Here is a 16,242-nt window from a genome sequence, read left to right on the forward strand (position 1 = left end):
ATTTTAGTCTTATGTATCCAATTCTATTAGAAGACAATCATCTTATTGCGATAAACAAACCTTCTGGTGCTATCGTTCAAGGAGATCAAACGGGTGATACGCCAATCACTGATGAAATGAAAGAATTTATTAAGAAACGTGATAATAAGCCTGGTAATGTATATCTTGGTTTGCCTCATCGTTTAGATAGACCTACTTCCGGGGTTCTACTTCTTTCAAAGACATCGAAAGCATTAACGCGTCTGAATAAGATGTTCCAAAGTAAAGCGGATATTCAAAAGACTTATTGGGTTGTTGTAGATAAGAAACCCAAAGTCCTTGAAGCCACTTTGGAGCACTATATGGTAAGAAATACCAAGCAGAACAAATCATATGCTTATCCTAATAATCGAACAGATTCCAAAAAGGCTTCTTTGACTTATCGTTATCTGGATGCATCCCAAAAATATTTCTTGTTAGAGGTGGAGCTACATACAGGAAGACACCATCAGATACGTGCCCAATTGGCAGCTATCGGATTACACATAAAAGGAGATTTGAAATATGGAGCTTCTCGTTCTAATGAGAGTGGAGGAATCCATCTTCATGCTCGCAAGCTCCATTTTGCTCATCCTGTTACAAAAGAACCAACAACGATTATCGCTCCAACTCCTGAGGATCCTGTTTGGAACTATTTTGAAACAAGGAGCTAAATATTTTTTAGTTCTTCCCCTGAGAATCTAAATGGGAGTAGATTATTTACTCCCTCAATAACCTCAATCTGATCTTGTCCATCTAAGATGACTGTCATGATGTTTTTACTTCGTTTTTCGACCTCTGATAGTACTTGACAGCATGCACCACATGGTTTAATGGTCTCTTGTGTTAAGTTGTTTCTAAAGAACGCGGAGATAGCAATGACATTAACCGCAACATCTGGGTGTTGACTTTGTGCATAAAAAAGGGCTGTTCGTTCTGCACATAATCCAGAAGGATAAGCTGCATTTTCTTGGTTGTTTCCGCCAAAAACTGCGCCATTTTCTAGAAGTAAAGCTGCGCCTACTCTAAATTGAGAATAGGGTGCATATGATTTCTGTGTCTCTTCTCTTGCGCGAAGCACTAGTGCTTTATAACTATCTGGTAACTCCTCTATGTTGCAATATATTTTATATTGTAGTTTTTTTTCTGCTATCTTCATAAAATGACGTGGGTTTATCCTGTAATGTTATTTTATTGTCGTTAAAATTAATTATTATATGATTGCCCCGACAAAACTACTTCAAATTCTTACGGAACCGTGATATTACATCATATTTTGCAATAAAATGGTGAGTATTGTCAACTTAGCTAAAAAGCTTTCATTTTCTTGAACTGAATCTTATAGAAGTATGTTGTAATTAGTAGCCCCTATGATTAAGTTATGGCATATATATTGTATGCGTAATCTAATTCGCATATTATTATTTCAATTTTCGTATAATGAAGTACAGTTTTATATTGTTTTTTATGTTGCTTGTTTCTGGATGTTCTCTCCTTAAAATTGAAACAGAACAAGTACCCTTAACTAATTATGAAGTGAACATTCGAGAGTTATTACAACGACAAGGGGTTACCTCGATCGAATTGTTTAATAACCATTGTGATTCTCTGTTATATGCCACAAATTCCATTCAAGAAAAGCAGTCTCTGATAAGATTAAAACTTAATTTTCTCTCTGGAATAGAGTCCTCAATGTATCAAAATCCTCCTATCTATGCTTTAGTGGACACATGGATATTTATAGGTCAAGTGGATGAACTGTTGTCTTCAGACAGACTGAAATATGATGGAATAAATCATAATATGAAATTAGACTCTCTCTATCGTGGTTTTTGTGAATTCTCAAAGAGTACATTAAGAAGAGCCGATTATAAACAGAAACTTAATTTTGTCTCTGCCTATATAAAAGAGCATAAGATGACATCAATTGAACTTGATAAATCTAGTCCATTGGATGCTTATCTGCAGTCTGAGCAGATTCCAGACACTGCGTTTATTCATACCACAGGAACACTTCCTCAAGTAATGTCCGATATGAACAATAGAATTACATTTAAGAGTGGGGCTGTCACAGATAAACTACGAATGGAATCAAAACTATTAGCACTAAAAGCAGGTGTCGATTCTGTGAATGTTCAAGCGACATTAGATTCTATTCAAATTCAATTTGATCGATTTAATACACTAGTGCAACAAACACCTGATCAATTTCATGAAGAGATGCAGCATCTCATTCAAAATGTATCTCCACTATTGGTACGTATTGATAGGCAGTGGGGAAACACACTGACCCTTATTCATCATGAGCGTGTTGCTGTAGATTCACTCATCGCGCGCGAGCGATTCAATATGGATCAATTGATTGCTCGGGAAAGAGAAATCGCATATCAAAGGATCGATGATATGGCAGTCAATGTAACCAAACAGGCAATGTCTAGTGTTGAAGATATGGTCTCTTCTGTCTTAATCTATGTAATACTATTTTTTATCGTTATCCTAGTTGTTCCTTTTGCTATGGGTTTTCTTTCTGGTCGTTGGTCTGAAAAACATAAAAATAGAAAAAAGTAGACCTTTCTATATTTTTACTGTCTTCTTGCTAATTTCATAATGGGTTTCGAAATGAAAGTATGTATCTTTTATTTCGAAACCCATTTTTGTTTTTTTCTCCTTTTTGTTTAATTATCGAGTATATGTGTCATAAATTAGATGTTTATTCTGACTATTTGTAAGTATTTTATTCTTTTTGTTAACAATAATTTAATGTTGTTATAACTATCTGATTTAATGATAGTTATTATAGTCTAAGGTTGGGGTGTTCTGTGCATATTATCACTTTGATACAGGATTGTGTTTGAAATAATCTGTCTAATATGTATATTTGCTTACATATTCATGGTAAAATAGCCTTATTAGTTATTGATTGTAAGGTTCCCGATTTGTATATCACTTCCAAGAAAATGATTATCATGAATAAGTTACGTTTTCCAAAATTCAAGTAAAATACTATATAATTATGCAGAGAAGATTTCCGAAAGCTCAGGGTCTTTATGATTCTGTCCATGAACATGACGCATGTGGAATTGGTTTTGTTGCCCACATTAAAGGTCAACCCTCCCATGATATTGTTAAACGAGGTTTGGTTGTTCTTCGTAACATGGATCACCGTGGTGCGACAAGTTCAGATAATCAAACGGGCGATGGTGCAGGAATTCTCCTTCAAGTTCCACATAGTTACTATATCTCAAAAGGTTTACTAACATCCCAAAATGTAGGAACATACGGAACAGGCCTTATCTTTCTTCCTAATAATGAAGAGGAGGCTACATTATGTTGTGATGTTATGGATCGTTATGCAAAGGCTGAAGGGTTGTCTCTTCTGTCATGGCGAAATGTACCTGTGGATAGTAGTTGTGTTGGAGAGATTGCATTACGAACAGAGCCGCAGATCAAACAGGTGTTTTATACTGGTAACTTCGAACAAGATGTCATAGAGAGAAAGCTTTATCTTGTAAGAAAGCAAGCAGAAGATGAGATTAGAAAATCAACACTTGCTGAGGCGGAGGCATTTTATGTTTGTAGTCTCTCTACGAAGGTGATTATCTATAAAGGGATGTTAACACCAGACCAATTAAGAGATTACTTTTTAGATCTTAAAGATCCTGATTTTAAGAGTGCTATTGCTTTAGTTCATAGTCGTTTCAGTACCAACACTTTCCCAACATGGGATTTGGCTCAACCTTTTCGTATGATGGCTCACAATGGGGAGATCAATACAGTGAAAGGAAATAGATTATGGATGGGAGCTCGAGAAAGTCTTTTTAAATCAGAAGTCTTTGGTGAAGATATCCAGAAGCTTTATCCTGTTATAGAGCAAGGAAAGTCTGATTCTGCTTCTCTTGATAATACATTGGAATTTTTACATATGACTGGGCGCAGTCTGCCTCACTCTATGTGTATGTTAATTCCTGAGTCTTTCAACAAAAAGAATCCTATTCCTGAGAGTTTGAAAGGTTTTTATGAATACCACTCAACGTTGATGGAGCCTTGGGATGGACCCGCTTCGATTGTTTTCTCGGATGGTCGTTATATTGGTGGTACCTTAGATAGAAATGGTCTTCGTCCTTCTCGATATGTGATTACCAAGAACGACATGATTGTGATGGGATCTGAAGTTGGAGTGCAGACATTTGATGCAGAGGAGGTAAAAGAGAAAGGTCGTTTACGTCCTGGAAAACTTCTTCTAGTGGACACAAAATTAGGAATTATTATTCCAGACCATGAAGTGAAAGCCGATCTATCTCGTAGATATCCTTATGTGAATTGGTTGAAAGATAATCGCCTTATGATGGATCAACTAGAGGTAAAGCAACGTGTACCTTCTAGTATGGGAAATGAGTATCCTATCTATTCAAAGACCTTTGGCTACTCAAAAGAGGATTTAACTCAAGTGTTAAAACCAATGGCAGAAACAGGAAAAGAACCTACAGGTTCTATGGGTAATGATGTCCCATTTGCTGTTTTCTCTGATAAACCACAACGTCTATTTTCTTATTTTAGACAGTTGTTTGCTCAGGTAACTAATCCCCCTATCGACCCAATTCGTGAAGGATTAGTGATGTCGCTTACAAATTATATTGGTGCTTTGAGTACCAATATTCTTGATGATACTCCAGATCACTGTAAACTAGTTAAGTTTGATAGTCCGATTATTACCAATACAGACCTTGGTAAGATCAAAGACTTAAAGCATGACTCTTTTACCCATGCCATCATACCTATGGTATTTCCAAAAGCAGAAGGGGTAGAAGGGCTTAGTAAAGCAATCGATTTGATGCTACAAAAGGCTGAAGAGGCTGTCGATAAGAATAAAAACTTTATTATTCTTTCCGATAGACATATTAGCCCAGAGATGGCTCCAATCCCATCTTTGCTTGCCACGTCTGCCGTTCATCACTATTTGATAGAGAAGAAGAAAAGAATGCAAGTTGGATTGATTGTAGAGAGTGCTGAACCACGAGAGGTAATGCATTTTGCACTACTTGTTGGATATGGTGCTAGTGCGATCAACCCATACCTGTCTTTTGCATCTATCAATGAGATGGTGTCATCAGGAGAGCTTAATAAAGATTATGCTGAGGCTAGAAAAAATTATATCAAATCGATTGATGCAGGACTATTAAAAGTTCTTTCAAAGATGGGTATCTCTACTCTTAGGTCTTACCATGGAGCCCAACTGTTTGAAGCAGTAGGTATTTCAGATGAGATCGTGGACAAATATTTTAAAGGAACACCATCTCGTATTGGTGGGGTTTCGTATAGTGAGATATATAAAGAAGCAGTTCATTTTCATGATAATGCTTTTGAAAATACACAAGACTCTTTTAAACCGAAAAGCAGTGGGGTGTTTTCTTATCGTCAAGATGGGGAACATCATGCATGGAATCCCCAAACAATGGGACTCCTTCAGTGGTCTACAAAGGTTAATGACTATACAATGTATAAAAAGTATAGTAAACTAGTAGATGAAGAGAACTCAAAGCCTGCATTCATTAGAGGTTTATTGAAATGGAAAAAGAATCCTATTGATATAAACGAAGTGGAACCGGTAGAAAATATTCTAAAACGTTTTGTGACGGGAGCCATGTCGTATGGTTCTATCTCAAAAGAGGCTCATGAAGCATTGGCTATTGCCATGAATGCAATTGGTGGTAGAAGTAATACCGGTGAAGGTGGGGAAGATCCTGCTCGCTTTGGTAAAAATACTCGTAGTTCTATTAAGCAGATTGCATCGGGACGTTTTGGGGTGACCAATAACTACCTTGTGAATGCCGATGAACTACAAATCAAGGTTGCACAGGGTGCAAAACCAGGAGAAGGAGGTCAGCTTCCTGGCTTTAAAGTGAATAAAATTATTGCCAAAACTCGAAATTCAACTCCAGGAATTACGTTGATCTCTCCTCCTCCCCATCATGATATCTACTCTATTGAGGATCTTTCTCAGTTGATTTATGACCTGAAGTGTGTGAACCCTCAGGCTAAAATATCTGTGAAGCTTGTGTCGGAAGTGGGAGTTGGTACGATTGCTGCTGGGGTATCTAAGGCACATTCCGATCTAATCGTAATTAGTGGTTCGGATGGAGGTACTGGTGCTTCTCCAATGAGTTCTATTAAGCATGCAGGTCTTCCTGTGGAGATGGGAATTGCTGAAACGCAACAGACTTTGGTGATGAATAACCTAAGAGGTCGTGTAAAGCTTCAAGCAGATGGACAGCTTAAGAATGGTACGGATGTCGTAAAGTTAGCCCTTTTAGGAGCTGAAGAGTTTGGTTTCTCTACCTCTGCGCTTATCGTCTTAGGTTGTGTGATGATGCGTAAGTGTCACTTGAACACTTGCCCTGCAGGTATCGCAACACAAAGTGAAGAGTTAAGAAAGAGATTCTTAGGTAAGTCTCAGAATGTCATCAACTTTTTTACTTTTATTGCACAAGAGATTCGTGAGATATTGGCTGAACTAGGATTCAAAACATTTGATGACATTGTAGGTCGTGCAGATCTTCTTGAAGTAAACGATACGGTGAAGAATTGGAAGATGGATGGCATCGACCTTTCTAAATTGATTCATGTTCCTGCAGAGTCTCAAGAGTTCGATATCCATAATACACATATGATGGATAGAGACTACTCTCAATTGATAGACACGCATATGTTGAAGAATGCTGGTAATGCGATTAAGAACAAGCACAATGTGTGGTTTGATTTACCTATTAAAAATACAGACAGAACTGTAGGTGCACTCATCTCAGGGGAGGTGTCTAAAAAATATGGGGAAGAGGGTTTGCCTGACAATACAATACACTCTATTTTCCATGGTTCTGCAGGTCAAAGTTTTGGGGCTTTCTTAGCCAAAGGAATTACTTTCCGTCTACAGGGAGATTCTAATGACTACTTAGGTAAGGGACTTTCTGGAGGACGTATTATTGTGGTACCACCTTCGGCTTCTACTTTCGTTCCTGAAAATAATATTATTGTTGGTAATACAACCCTTTATGGTGCAACAAGTGGTGAAGTATATATCAAAGGAGTTGCAGGAGAACGTTTTGCCGTTCGTAACTCTGGTGCTACTGCTGTTGTTGAGGGTAGTGGGGATCACTGCTGTGAATATATGACTGGAGGTCGTGTAGTAGTACTTGGTGAAACAGGGAAGAACTTTGGTGCAGGTATGAGTGGAGGAATCGCTTACGTGTATGATGTAAATGGTGATTTTGAATACTTCTGTAATAAAGGACTTGTGGAGTTAAGTTCATTGGATGATCGTACAGATATCAATGAACTGCAGGAGATGATCAGTAATCATATGACTCATACACATAGTGCTTTAGCTGCGAAAATATTGTCTAATTGGGATGAACATTTGCCAAAATTTGTCAAAGTGATTCCATTAGAATATAAGAAAGTTTTAAATGAGATGAAGCTTGCTGAACTGAATCGAAAGCTTCAGTTAACAGAAGATGATCCTTCTAGACACGAGTAGTGTAGGGTTGTTGAAATGGTGGGTGAAACGAATTTAAATTAAAGTGATCATGGGAAATCCAAAAGGTTTTATTGAAATAGAGAGAAAAGAGGGAGGATATCGTCCTGTCCTTGAAAGAATATATGATTATGGTGAAGTGGAGCAGACACTAGATGCGAAGGATCGCAAGCTGCAAGCTTCACGTTGTATGGATTGTGGTGTGCCTTTTTGTCACTGGGCATGTCCTGTTGGTAGCAAAATGCCTGAGTGGCAAGATGCTATCTATAAAGGGAAACATCAAGATGCTTATGATATCTTGACTTCTACCAATCCTTTTCCTGAATTTACGGGCCGAGTATGTCCTGCATTGTGTGAGAAGTCTTGTGTCCTTGCGATTCATGATGAGGCTGTAACGATTCGTGAAAATGAAGCGTCGGTCGTAGAACGTGCTTTTGATGAAGGCTATGTGATTCCGAAGAAGCCCTCTTTTCGTTCTGGAAAAAAAGTAGCAGTGATCGGTTCTGGTCCTGCAGGTCTTACTTCGGCTTATTGGCTGAACCAAGCGGGACATGAAGTGACAATCTTTGAAAAAGATAGCAAACTAGGTGGTCTGTTGAGATATGGAATCCCTGACTTTAAACTGAATAAGAAAGTGATTGATCGCAGACTTTCAGTATTGAAAGCGGAAGGAATTCATTTCAAGCCAAATACGCATGTTGGTGTCGATATCAGTAAAGAAGATCTGAATCGTGATTTTGATGCCATATTGCTAGCATGTGGCGCAATGAAACCTAGAGATCTTGTTGTGGAAGGCCGTGACCTGGATGGAGTACATTTTGCGATGGACTTTCTTTCCCAACAAAATAAAGTGGTAGGAGTTGAGTCACTTAATACAACCCAGATTTCGGCTAAAGATAAAAAGGTATTGGTCATTGGAGGTGGAGACACTGGATCGGATTGTGTGGGTACATCTATTCGTCAAAAGGCCCAATCGGTAATGCAGATCGAGATCATGCCTAAACTATCAGAGAGTAGAACAGAGAATAACCCTTGGCCTTATTGGCCTAACGTTTTGAGAACCTCTAGTTCTCATAAAGAGGGGTGTGAGAGACGTTGGAGTTTGTCTACCAAAAGATTTATTGGAGAACAAGGTGTGATCAAACAAGTGGAGGTTGTTCAAATTGAATGGCAAAGTGTAAATGGTCGTATGACTCCTATTGAGGTCGAAGGAACTACTGAAATTATAGATGTAGACCTAGTGTTTTTATCAATGGGATTTGTGAGTCCTGTGCAAGAAGGCTTATTAGACTCTCTTATGGTGGATTATGACCCAAGAGGGAACGTGTTGACAGAAGAGAACATTACGAATGTAAACAAAATATTTGCTGCTGGAGATGTTACCACTGGTGCTTCTCTTGTGGTGAAAGCGATGAGAAGTGGAAGAGATGCAGCCGAGAAGATCGATGCCTTTTTCAAATAACTAACTAAGCACTTTTACTTCTAATTTATATTTCCATATAAAGGGTTGTCAAAATTATTTTTGACAACCCTTTTTGTTGATGATTTATCGTAAGAAAATGGATATTAAATCATGATCTGTTCTGTAATTTTTGTTTTCAATCATATTATCCAAAAATTATGCGAAGTGCTCTATCATGTATATTCTTTAATTTTCACAAAACAGGGTGAATGAGAATATTATTGAATCAATTTGACAATATATTCTATATGGATTTTTTCTGAAAACTAAAAATAAGAGCACTTTACTTGGCAACATAATCCATAAAGTGATAGACCTCATAAAAGGCCACAATAAGTGATCCCTTTTAGAGGTCTATAAAAAGTAAAATAATGATAGAATATTTGAATTGGTTGAGGAACCATACTCTAATTTACATACAAAGTCCTCTATTTTTAGAGAGCCCTTGTATGAGAATAATCATTTAGACTATTTTTTTTCAAGATCAACACAGATATTGCTATTCTCAAATTTCTTCCATGCTCCTGTTGTTGGATCTGTTAAGAATGCAAACCAGTTTAGACATACATCAAAGACAACCCATCCAGCTTGAACATGTGATTTTATAAGCATGTTTTCAGACTTGTATCCTTCCTTTTTTACTGTAATTGTATGTCCTGTTCTTCTTGTTACTTTTGTAACTGCATTATTTTCCCCTACCAAATTTCCATCTACATAAATCTTAGATCCATCTGTTAGAGATGAGATGTTAATGGTTTGTTTGCTTCCGTTGAATAGAAGTGCACACGATGATAGAGAGTTTAACAATAGAAAAACTACCAAGATCTTAATTAATTTCATGATTTTAGATATTAAAAGTTAAATAAGGTGCAAATATAAAAATAATAGCAATTATTAACATATAAATATAACAAATTGCATCAAAGTGTTAATTTGGTGTATTTATCATTTTACAAATAGATATTCTACCCATTATATGGAGTATGATCTTGAAAAAATTTGATATTCAGTAAACTCGGATTGATTTATATGTGAAAAACGATATTCTACTTTATGGAAATAGTTGTTCTGTATGTAATAAAACAAATGTTTGAAAAACACGAATTAGCTGTAGATCTATATAAGCCTCTTGTCTTTACCTTAGAATGGATTAGTGTGATGGTAATTTTTAGATAATTATTTTGTTTTAAGAATGATAGGATTGCTGTAATTTTAATTAGAACGGACTTTAATGGTTAAATAGAAACTTGTCATCAGATTGATTTAAGACCTTAAGTTGTATAAGATAAACAATGTGATGAGAATCTTACAATAGACTTCATAGATATGATGGAGAAGAATAGAAGTGCACAATGTTCAGCACCATTTTTTTATTAAAAGTGCTCTTTATTATAGATCTCGATTATTCTCCCTGTAATGATATGATAGTGAATTGTAATGGATGAAACTAGTTATAGATCTTTTTCATCATTTTTTTGAAAACTCAACCCATTAAATACGTATAGAGTTTATTCAAATCATAGACCTCATATAAGACTAGAAACGGTAATCTTACTGAGGTCTATAAAATGCTTTATCTGGGAAAAGAGATTTTATTGTTTGCTTTAAAATTCTTATAATCTAAACAACATGAATGTCCATTTAGATTCGGAAGGAGTAAAATATGCCTCTTACTATTTGGGCAATGTGAATCCAATTTGTAGGTCCAACTTAGAAGAGAACCCCTTGTTATAAATTTTATTTAAATCTGTAAAATACCATTGATTCTGTACTCCTGCTCAGAACTCGAAGCTAAACCGATGATAAACTCTTCGTATTCCCCACTGGCAAACACAAGATATGCGATAAGGATCACTTAAGAGTCTATGGTCTATCACAACCCCATCACTGGCAGAAAGGATATTCTGAAATCGATAGCCTACGTTGCATAAAAAGAAGTCTGCACTATTTAACTTACTTCGTTTTTCCTGATGTTCTCTTCTCAAGATATTATAGTAATATCGATACCCTGTTTGTATCTCAGGAAACAGATACCACGCACTGTAGGAGTAACTGTAATTCATCAAAGCTTTCAGTTCTACGACATCTCTTAATCCTAATTTTCTCTCCACCCCAATCGATGGATCCCGTAGTAACATCAACTTAACAATATTTTCAGTACCAATGTCTTTCTTTTTCTCTGTTGCCAATGACAGCATGGAAAGAGACAATAGTACGATTAAAATGCAATTCTTTATCATAGAAATGTGATTATTTAATATAATACAATCGTAGTTAATAAAACAAAAATAACAAGTCGAGTCTGAATTGTAAATTGATCCCTATTGTTAGGTAGTAGATTGAAATAGATTTGTTCCTATCTTGGAAGTAAGGCCGTGAATAGTCAAAAGCTTAGGCTTTCTATGCAGTTGTATGGTCTCTGGCTATCAATTTTTATGATGTTTTCATTGAAAAGTATAGGCCTTTTTAATAATAGTCTGTAATGATATGTTTTAATGATGTTATCTACTGTTATACAAGATTATACTTCTTCTTGCAATGTCATCAAATATTTTAGATCTCTTTTAAATATCTATAGCTCCCTAGTCTGTTCCTTAGATCATTTAGGGATTCGTTACCCCTTCTTTACCCTTTGGTTACCCCTAGAGTAACTAAAGGGTAACTAAAGGGTAAACGAAGGGTACGGGAAGGTAGAATGAAACCACATTAAAAAGAGCACTGAAAACAATACGATTTAAGGAGTGAAACCACAATCATATTCTCTTGAGATAAGGATAGAAATACAAGATTCGTAACGATTTACACACCTTTCATAAGTCATGTATAAGTAGTATGCGCATACAGCCACATATTTTACTGAGTTCACAAGTCTTCAGTCTACAATCCTTTTTAATGAAATAGAGATGAGCCGGCTTTCCAACGAAAACACGGCTCACCTCTAGATAAATAAGTTTATGATATTTTTTCTATGTGAATATAATCTTTAGAATAAAGACAAATGCTAGAACCCACATTGAAATAGTAGTCTCCTTCTGTCTTCCTGTAAACAACTTGATAAATACATATGAGATCACCCCAAGCATAATACCATTTACGATAGAGTAGGTTAGTGGCATCAACATAAAAGTAAAATAAGCAGGGACGGCCTCAGTAAAGTCTTTAAAATTAATCTTAGACATCTCTCCCATCATCATCACGCCAACAACAAATAGTGCTGGAGTTGTAGCTGCAGCAGGCACCATTAGAAAAAGTGGTGAAAGAAGAAGTGCAACTAATAGGAAGGTTGCTGTAACGATAGATGTCAAACCAGTTCTACCACCCTCTGCAATACCCGCAGCACTCTCCGAAACGGTAGTGACGGTTGAAACACCGAGTAAAGATCCACATACTGTTGCAATAGAGTCAGCAGTTAATCCCTTTTTAAGATTTCGTATTTCTCCATTTTCATCTACCATATTTGCACTATTTGAAACTCCAACAAGGGTTCCGATTGTGTCAAACATATCGATAAATAAAAATGCAAATAGGACAACAAGTATATCTAATGTTTTATCAAGACTACCAATCCAACTAAAATCTAGATGAAAAGCAATGGGTGCGATAGATGGGATCGAGAAGTCCCAATTGTGAGGAACTTTAGTGACACCTAAAGGCAGACCAATGATTGTACAGAGAACCATTCCAATCAAAATTGATCCTGGAACTTTCTTATAATACATCGCACCGGTGACGATAATTCCCAAAATGGCAATGATTGCAGACGGTTCAGTAAGATCCCCTAAATTCACTAAGGTCGCTTTACTATCCACAACAATACCAGCTCCTTTTAGTCCAATAAGAGTGATAAACATACCAACACCTACTGTAATCCCTTGTCTTACAGCGAGAGGTATCGCTCCAATAATCTTTTCTCGAACATTAATAAGTGTCAAAATAATAAAGAAAATTCCTTCTAAGAATATCGCAGTTAAAGCGACTTCCCAACTATAGCCCATACCAATACATACAGTAAAGGCAAAAAACGCAGTGGTACCCATTCCTGGGGCAAGTGCATAAGGTAAGTTTGCTATAAGAGCCATTAATAATGTTCCAATCACAGAAGTCAGAACAGTAGAAGTGAACAGCGCTCCTTTGTCCATCCCTGTTGCCGACAACATGCTAGGCGCTACCGACAGGATGTAGGCCATGGTCATGAAAGTTGTTAATCCCGCAAGAATCTCGTTTCTTACGCTTGTCCCGTTTTCTTTAAGCTTAAAGAGTGTCTCAAGCATTTTCTGTTAGATTTTAAAGTGGCAGTTGTAAACTTTCCCCCTCTTTAGATTTTAAAATAAAAAATTTCGGCAAAAGTAGCATTTTATAATGGGATATTAGAGTAAAATATCAATTTAGTAACATCTATTGTAAATATTTTAATGAATACATTTCGCAATAAAGAAGAACAAGCGCTTAGGATGAACGTGAGAGATTCGTCGCATCCCATGCCTTAATGCAAAAGCACAAAAAAAAAGAAATAACATAAATTACAAAAAATCAAATCAACATTAAAACAATCTCTATTTATACGATGTTGAATAGATGCCACATATAGTAAGTTGAAATTAAATTGGGATACCATCCATTTTCTTTTTTTACTTTCATCGACTCTTTGTAAATTTATCAAAATTATATTATCAGTTACGTTACTAAACAGTAGAGTAAAATGCAGAGATTCATCACACTTTTGACACTAATAATATTTGTACTTCCTGCACTAGCGCAAGAACAAATTACAATTAAAGGAACTGTAGTAAATCAGAAAACTGAAGAACCAATCCCTTATGCAAACCTAGGAATGTTAGGTACCACCACTGGAGCTGCTAGTGATATAAATGGAAAATTTGAATTTAATGTACCCAAAGACGCACAACAAAAAGATATGATTGTCTCGGCTATTGGCTACTTCAACATTAAAATTCCATGGAACAAACTAAAAACAGGTGCTATATTAAAAGTTACTTTAAAAAAACAGACTATTTCCATTAGTGGTGTAGATATCCAAGCTCAATCTCTAGTTGTATATCGTATTCTACGAACAGCAGCAAAAAACACGAGTAAATACTTTATCCAAGAACCTTATAGTTTAGATGCACGCTACGAGTATGCCCAAAAAGATAGTACAAGTCTTTTCAGTCATGAAGGAAATATTGAATACACCGACCTCTTAGGATATAAAAATATTTCGGATACAATCTTGTATAAAAACTATGGATTTAAAGTCTCTAATATCTCTTTTAACAAACCTAAAAACAGACAAATAAATCATCGAGCTATTTTTGTCAATGATCTTATTCAGTTTGATTTTGCGAAATGGAAAAGAGGGGTCTTCAACCCAAATTTCACGAAAGAGTTTAAATTAATGCTCAACAACAAAACGACACTCAACAACAACCCAGTATGGATTATCGAATACGAGCTGCCAGAACCAAATTTTGAAGTGACATTAGATCCGTATGCTAAAGACTACAAAGGAAAAGTATACATCAATATGAAGGATACTACCATCATTAAGAATGAAGTGTGGGTCAAAGCAATGAATCATTCACCGATATCAATGAGACACTTTACAAAAGAGCAAAACAATAGTCCAATTCGTTACTACGTGGCAACAAACTATTCAAAGGAAGGTGGCCACTATTTCTTAAACTCGATTCAATACTCTCAGCATATAGAAGAAGAAAGAAGTTCTGAAACAAGAACCAATCTTACGATTACAAACATTACTCTTAGACCAAAATCAAAAACACTAAACAAATACTTTTACAACTGGAAATAAGAGGTACTAGACATCATTTGTTAACAGCAAATGATGCCCCTGAAATTGTTAATATTATACAATACACATGTAAAAATGTTTACTATATTTGTAGCATAATCGACAATTTTGATATTATCTATGAGGAATAAGAATGTAATACATCTCATTTCAATACTTTGTCTCATGATGCCGATTTTGGTATCATGTAAGTACGCACCTATTAATAGCAGATCAACAGGACCTGAATATTCTAGATTAAAGTCGGTTACGGTCTCCATAGACCAAAACAACCAAACGAAGCAAACCAAGGCATTTAACGACTACAATAACGATGGATTGCTTATTCGTTCCAACACCTACGATAAATCAAACGAGCTGATCCACTACAAGTTATATTACTATAATTTAGATGGAAACATTCAAGACATTATCACCTACTTCAAGAAAAATAGCCATCAAAAACATTTTGTTGTAAAAGAGATGATAATCTATGAATACGACAAAAGAAACCATGTTACGGAGAAGATCGTCAATAGCTTAGTTTTAACCAAAAACAGAACGGTTCGTTTCTTTTATGACCAGGATGGACTATTAATCAAACAACAAGTTATTAAAGATAAAAAGATAACGAAAGAGTCAGCATACACCTATGATCATGAAGGAAAACGAACAAAGAAAAAAATAGATTTTATTTTAACAGATCACACCAATCAAATAAAATACGATTATACAGATGGGGTACTTACGAGCGAGACAACCTATAATGAAGAAGGTAAAGTTATCTCTTGTAGAAATTTCTATTACAATACCATCAACGAGCGAATATTAGAAGAGCACTATATATATAGTCCTAAACACACCTCCACTATTCGTAGACACTTTAATTACGAAGTGACAAATAAGCTATTATCTAATATGAACACAGAAGGAGAAATAGACGAACTTTAAGAAGAAGAGATATTTGTTGATTTATACCTTGTCATCCAAGAATTAGATTCCAATTGTCACATCCTATTCGTTGAATATAATATATCAAAAAAAGCCACCTTATCTTAAGGTAGCTTTTTAATGTTGACCCACCAGGGCTCGAACCTGGACTCTTCTGAACCAAAATCAGATGTGTTGCCAATTACACCATGGGTCAATCTTCATGGAATTGTCTCTTTAATTAAGACAATACAAATATAAAATCTCTTTTAATATTATCCAAATAAATATTTAAATAATTCCCATTCAATGGGATTCAATAAAAAAATCAACAATAAAATAAGAGCTTTATTGTTGACCCACCAGGGCTCGAACCTGGACTCTTCTGAACCAAAATCAGATGTGTTGCCAATTACACCATGGGTCAATCTTTAAATGTCTAATTTGTTTAAGACGGGTGCAAATGTACGCTCTTTTTTTTATTATGCAAACAATTGAATAAAAAAGTAGCGA

General features: G+C 35.8%; 10 protein-coding genes and 2 tRNA genes. 6 read left to right on the top strand and 6 right to left on the bottom strand.

What is annotated here, in order from left to right; genetic code table 11:
- Positions 1 to 11 precede the first annotated feature (11 nt).
- On the top strand, positions 12 to 692 hold the full coding sequence (locus K4L44_14345) for an RNA pseudouridine synthase (protein ID QZE13730.1): 681 nt from the start codon (positions 12 to 14) through the stop codon (positions 690 to 692).
- Here K4L44_14345 and cdd read toward each other — a convergent pair.
- On the bottom strand, positions 689 to 1,177 hold the full coding sequence (gene cdd / locus K4L44_14350; protein ID QZE13731.1) for a cytidine deaminase: 489 nt from the start codon (positions 1,175 to 1,177) through the stop codon (positions 689 to 691). The two genes, K4L44_14345 and cdd, sit on opposite strands and share 4 nt — an antisense overlap.
- Positions 1,178 to 1,458: 281 nt before the next feature.
- On the opposite strand from cdd, the gene K4L44_14355 reads away from it, so the two are divergent.
- The 3 genes from K4L44_14355 to K4L44_14365 all read left to right on the top strand — a co-directional run bounded on the left by K4L44_14355 (position 1,459) and on the right by K4L44_14365 (position 9,008).
- Positions 1,459 to 2,586, top strand: coding sequence for a hypothetical protein (locus K4L44_14355; GenBank protein ID QZE13732.1), 1,128 nt, complete (start codon positions 1,459 to 1,461; stop codon positions 2,584 to 2,586).
- Positions 2,587 to 3,031: 445 nt separating this feature from the next.
- Positions 3,032 to 7,549, top strand: a complete 4,518-nt coding sequence (gene gltB, locus K4L44_14360) for a glutamate synthase large subunit (GenBank protein QZE13733.1) — start codon at positions 3,032 to 3,034, stop codon at positions 7,547 to 7,549.
- 49 nt (positions 7,550 to 7,598) lie between these two features.
- Positions 7,599 to 9,008: a glutamate synthase subunit beta gene (locus K4L44_14365; GenBank protein QZE13734.1), complete on the top strand. Its 1,410-nt coding sequence runs from the start codon at positions 7,599 to 7,601 to the stop codon at positions 9,006 to 9,008.
- A 468-nt stretch (positions 9,009 to 9,476) separates the two neighbouring features.
- Here K4L44_14365 and K4L44_14370 read toward each other — a convergent pair whose 3' ends face one another.
- From K4L44_14370 to K4L44_14380, 3 genes are all read right to left on the bottom strand, one after another.
- Positions 9,477 to 9,848, bottom strand: a complete 372-nt coding sequence (locus tag K4L44_14370; GenBank protein QZE13735.1) for a PEGA domain-containing protein — start codon at positions 9,846 to 9,848, stop codon at positions 9,477 to 9,479.
- Positions 9,849 to 10,786: 938 nt separating this feature from the next.
- Entirely contained in the window at positions 10,787 to 11,248 is a 462-nt protein-coding gene (locus K4L44_14375) for a hypothetical protein (GenBank protein ID QZE13736.1), read from the bottom strand.
- 726 nt (positions 11,249 to 11,974) lie between these two features.
- Positions 11,975 to 13,279, bottom strand: a complete 1,305-nt coding sequence (locus K4L44_14380; GenBank protein ID QZE13737.1) for an NCS2 family permease — start codon at positions 13,277 to 13,279, stop codon at positions 11,975 to 11,977.
- A 428-nt stretch (positions 13,280 to 13,707) separates the two neighbouring features.
- On the opposite strand from K4L44_14380, the gene K4L44_14385 reads away from it, so the two are divergent.
- A complete protein-coding gene (locus K4L44_14385) occupies positions 13,708 to 14,820 on the top strand; it encodes a carboxypeptidase-like regulatory domain-containing protein (protein ID QZE13738.1) in 1,113 nt (370 codons plus the stop codon).
- Between the two features lie 165 nt (positions 14,821 to 14,985).
- The gene (locus tag K4L44_14390) at positions 14,986 to 15,750 is read left to right on the top strand and encodes a hypothetical protein (GenBank protein QZE13739.1); all 765 of its coding nucleotides are present in this window, start codon (positions 14,986 to 14,988) and stop codon (positions 15,748 to 15,750) included.
- A gap of 123 nt (positions 15,751 to 15,873) precedes the next feature.
- On the opposite strand, the gene K4L44_14395 is transcribed toward K4L44_14390, so the two are convergent.
- Positions 15,874 to 15,946, bottom strand: a tRNA-Gln gene (locus K4L44_14395).
- Between the two features lie 137 nt (positions 15,947 to 16,083).
- Positions 16,084 to 16,156 (bottom strand) — tRNA-Gln (locus K4L44_14400).
- Between the last annotated feature and the right edge of the window lie 86 nt (positions 16,157 to 16,242).

This window comes from Prolixibacteraceae bacterium, from assembly GCA_019720755.1.
Taxonomy (GTDB): Bacteria; Bacteroidota; Bacteroidia; order Bacteroidales; family Prolixibacteraceae; genus Halosquirtibacter; species Halosquirtibacter laminarini.

Excerpts from the sequence above, each read along its gene's own strand:
- K4L44_14345 (QZE13730.1), top strand. The coding sequence starts at position 12 with ATGTATCCAATTCTATTAGAAGACAATCATCTTATTGCGATAAACAAA.
- cdd (QZE13731.1), bottom strand. The coding sequence starts at position 1,177 with ATGAAGATAGCAGAAAAAAAACTACAATATAAAATATATTGCAACATA.
- K4L44_14355 (QZE13732.1), top strand. The coding sequence starts at position 1,459 with ATGAAGTACAGTTTTATATTGTTTTTTATGTTGCTTGTTTCTGGATGT.
- gltB (QZE13733.1), top strand. The coding sequence starts at position 3,032 with ATGCAGAGAAGATTTCCGAAAGCTCAGGGTCTTTATGATTCTGTCCAT.
- K4L44_14365 (QZE13734.1), top strand. The coding sequence starts at position 7,599 with ATGGGAAATCCAAAAGGTTTTATTGAAATAGAGAGAAAAGAGGGAGGA.
- K4L44_14370 (QZE13735.1), bottom strand. The coding sequence starts at position 9,848 with ATGAAATTAATTAAGATCTTGGTAGTTTTTCTATTGTTAAACTCTCTA.
- K4L44_14375 (QZE13736.1), bottom strand. The coding sequence starts at position 11,248 with ATGATAAAGAATTGCATTTTAATCGTACTATTGTCTCTTTCCATGCTG.
- K4L44_14380 (QZE13737.1), bottom strand. The coding sequence starts at position 13,279 with ATGCTTGAGACACTCTTTAAGCTTAAAGAAAACGGGACAAGCGTAAGA.
- K4L44_14385 (QZE13738.1), top strand. The coding sequence starts at position 13,708 with ATGCAGAGATTCATCACACTTTTGACACTAATAATATTTGTACTTCCT.
- K4L44_14390 (QZE13739.1), top strand. The coding sequence starts at position 14,986 with ATGATGCCGATTTTGGTATCATGTAAGTACGCACCTATTAATAGCAGA.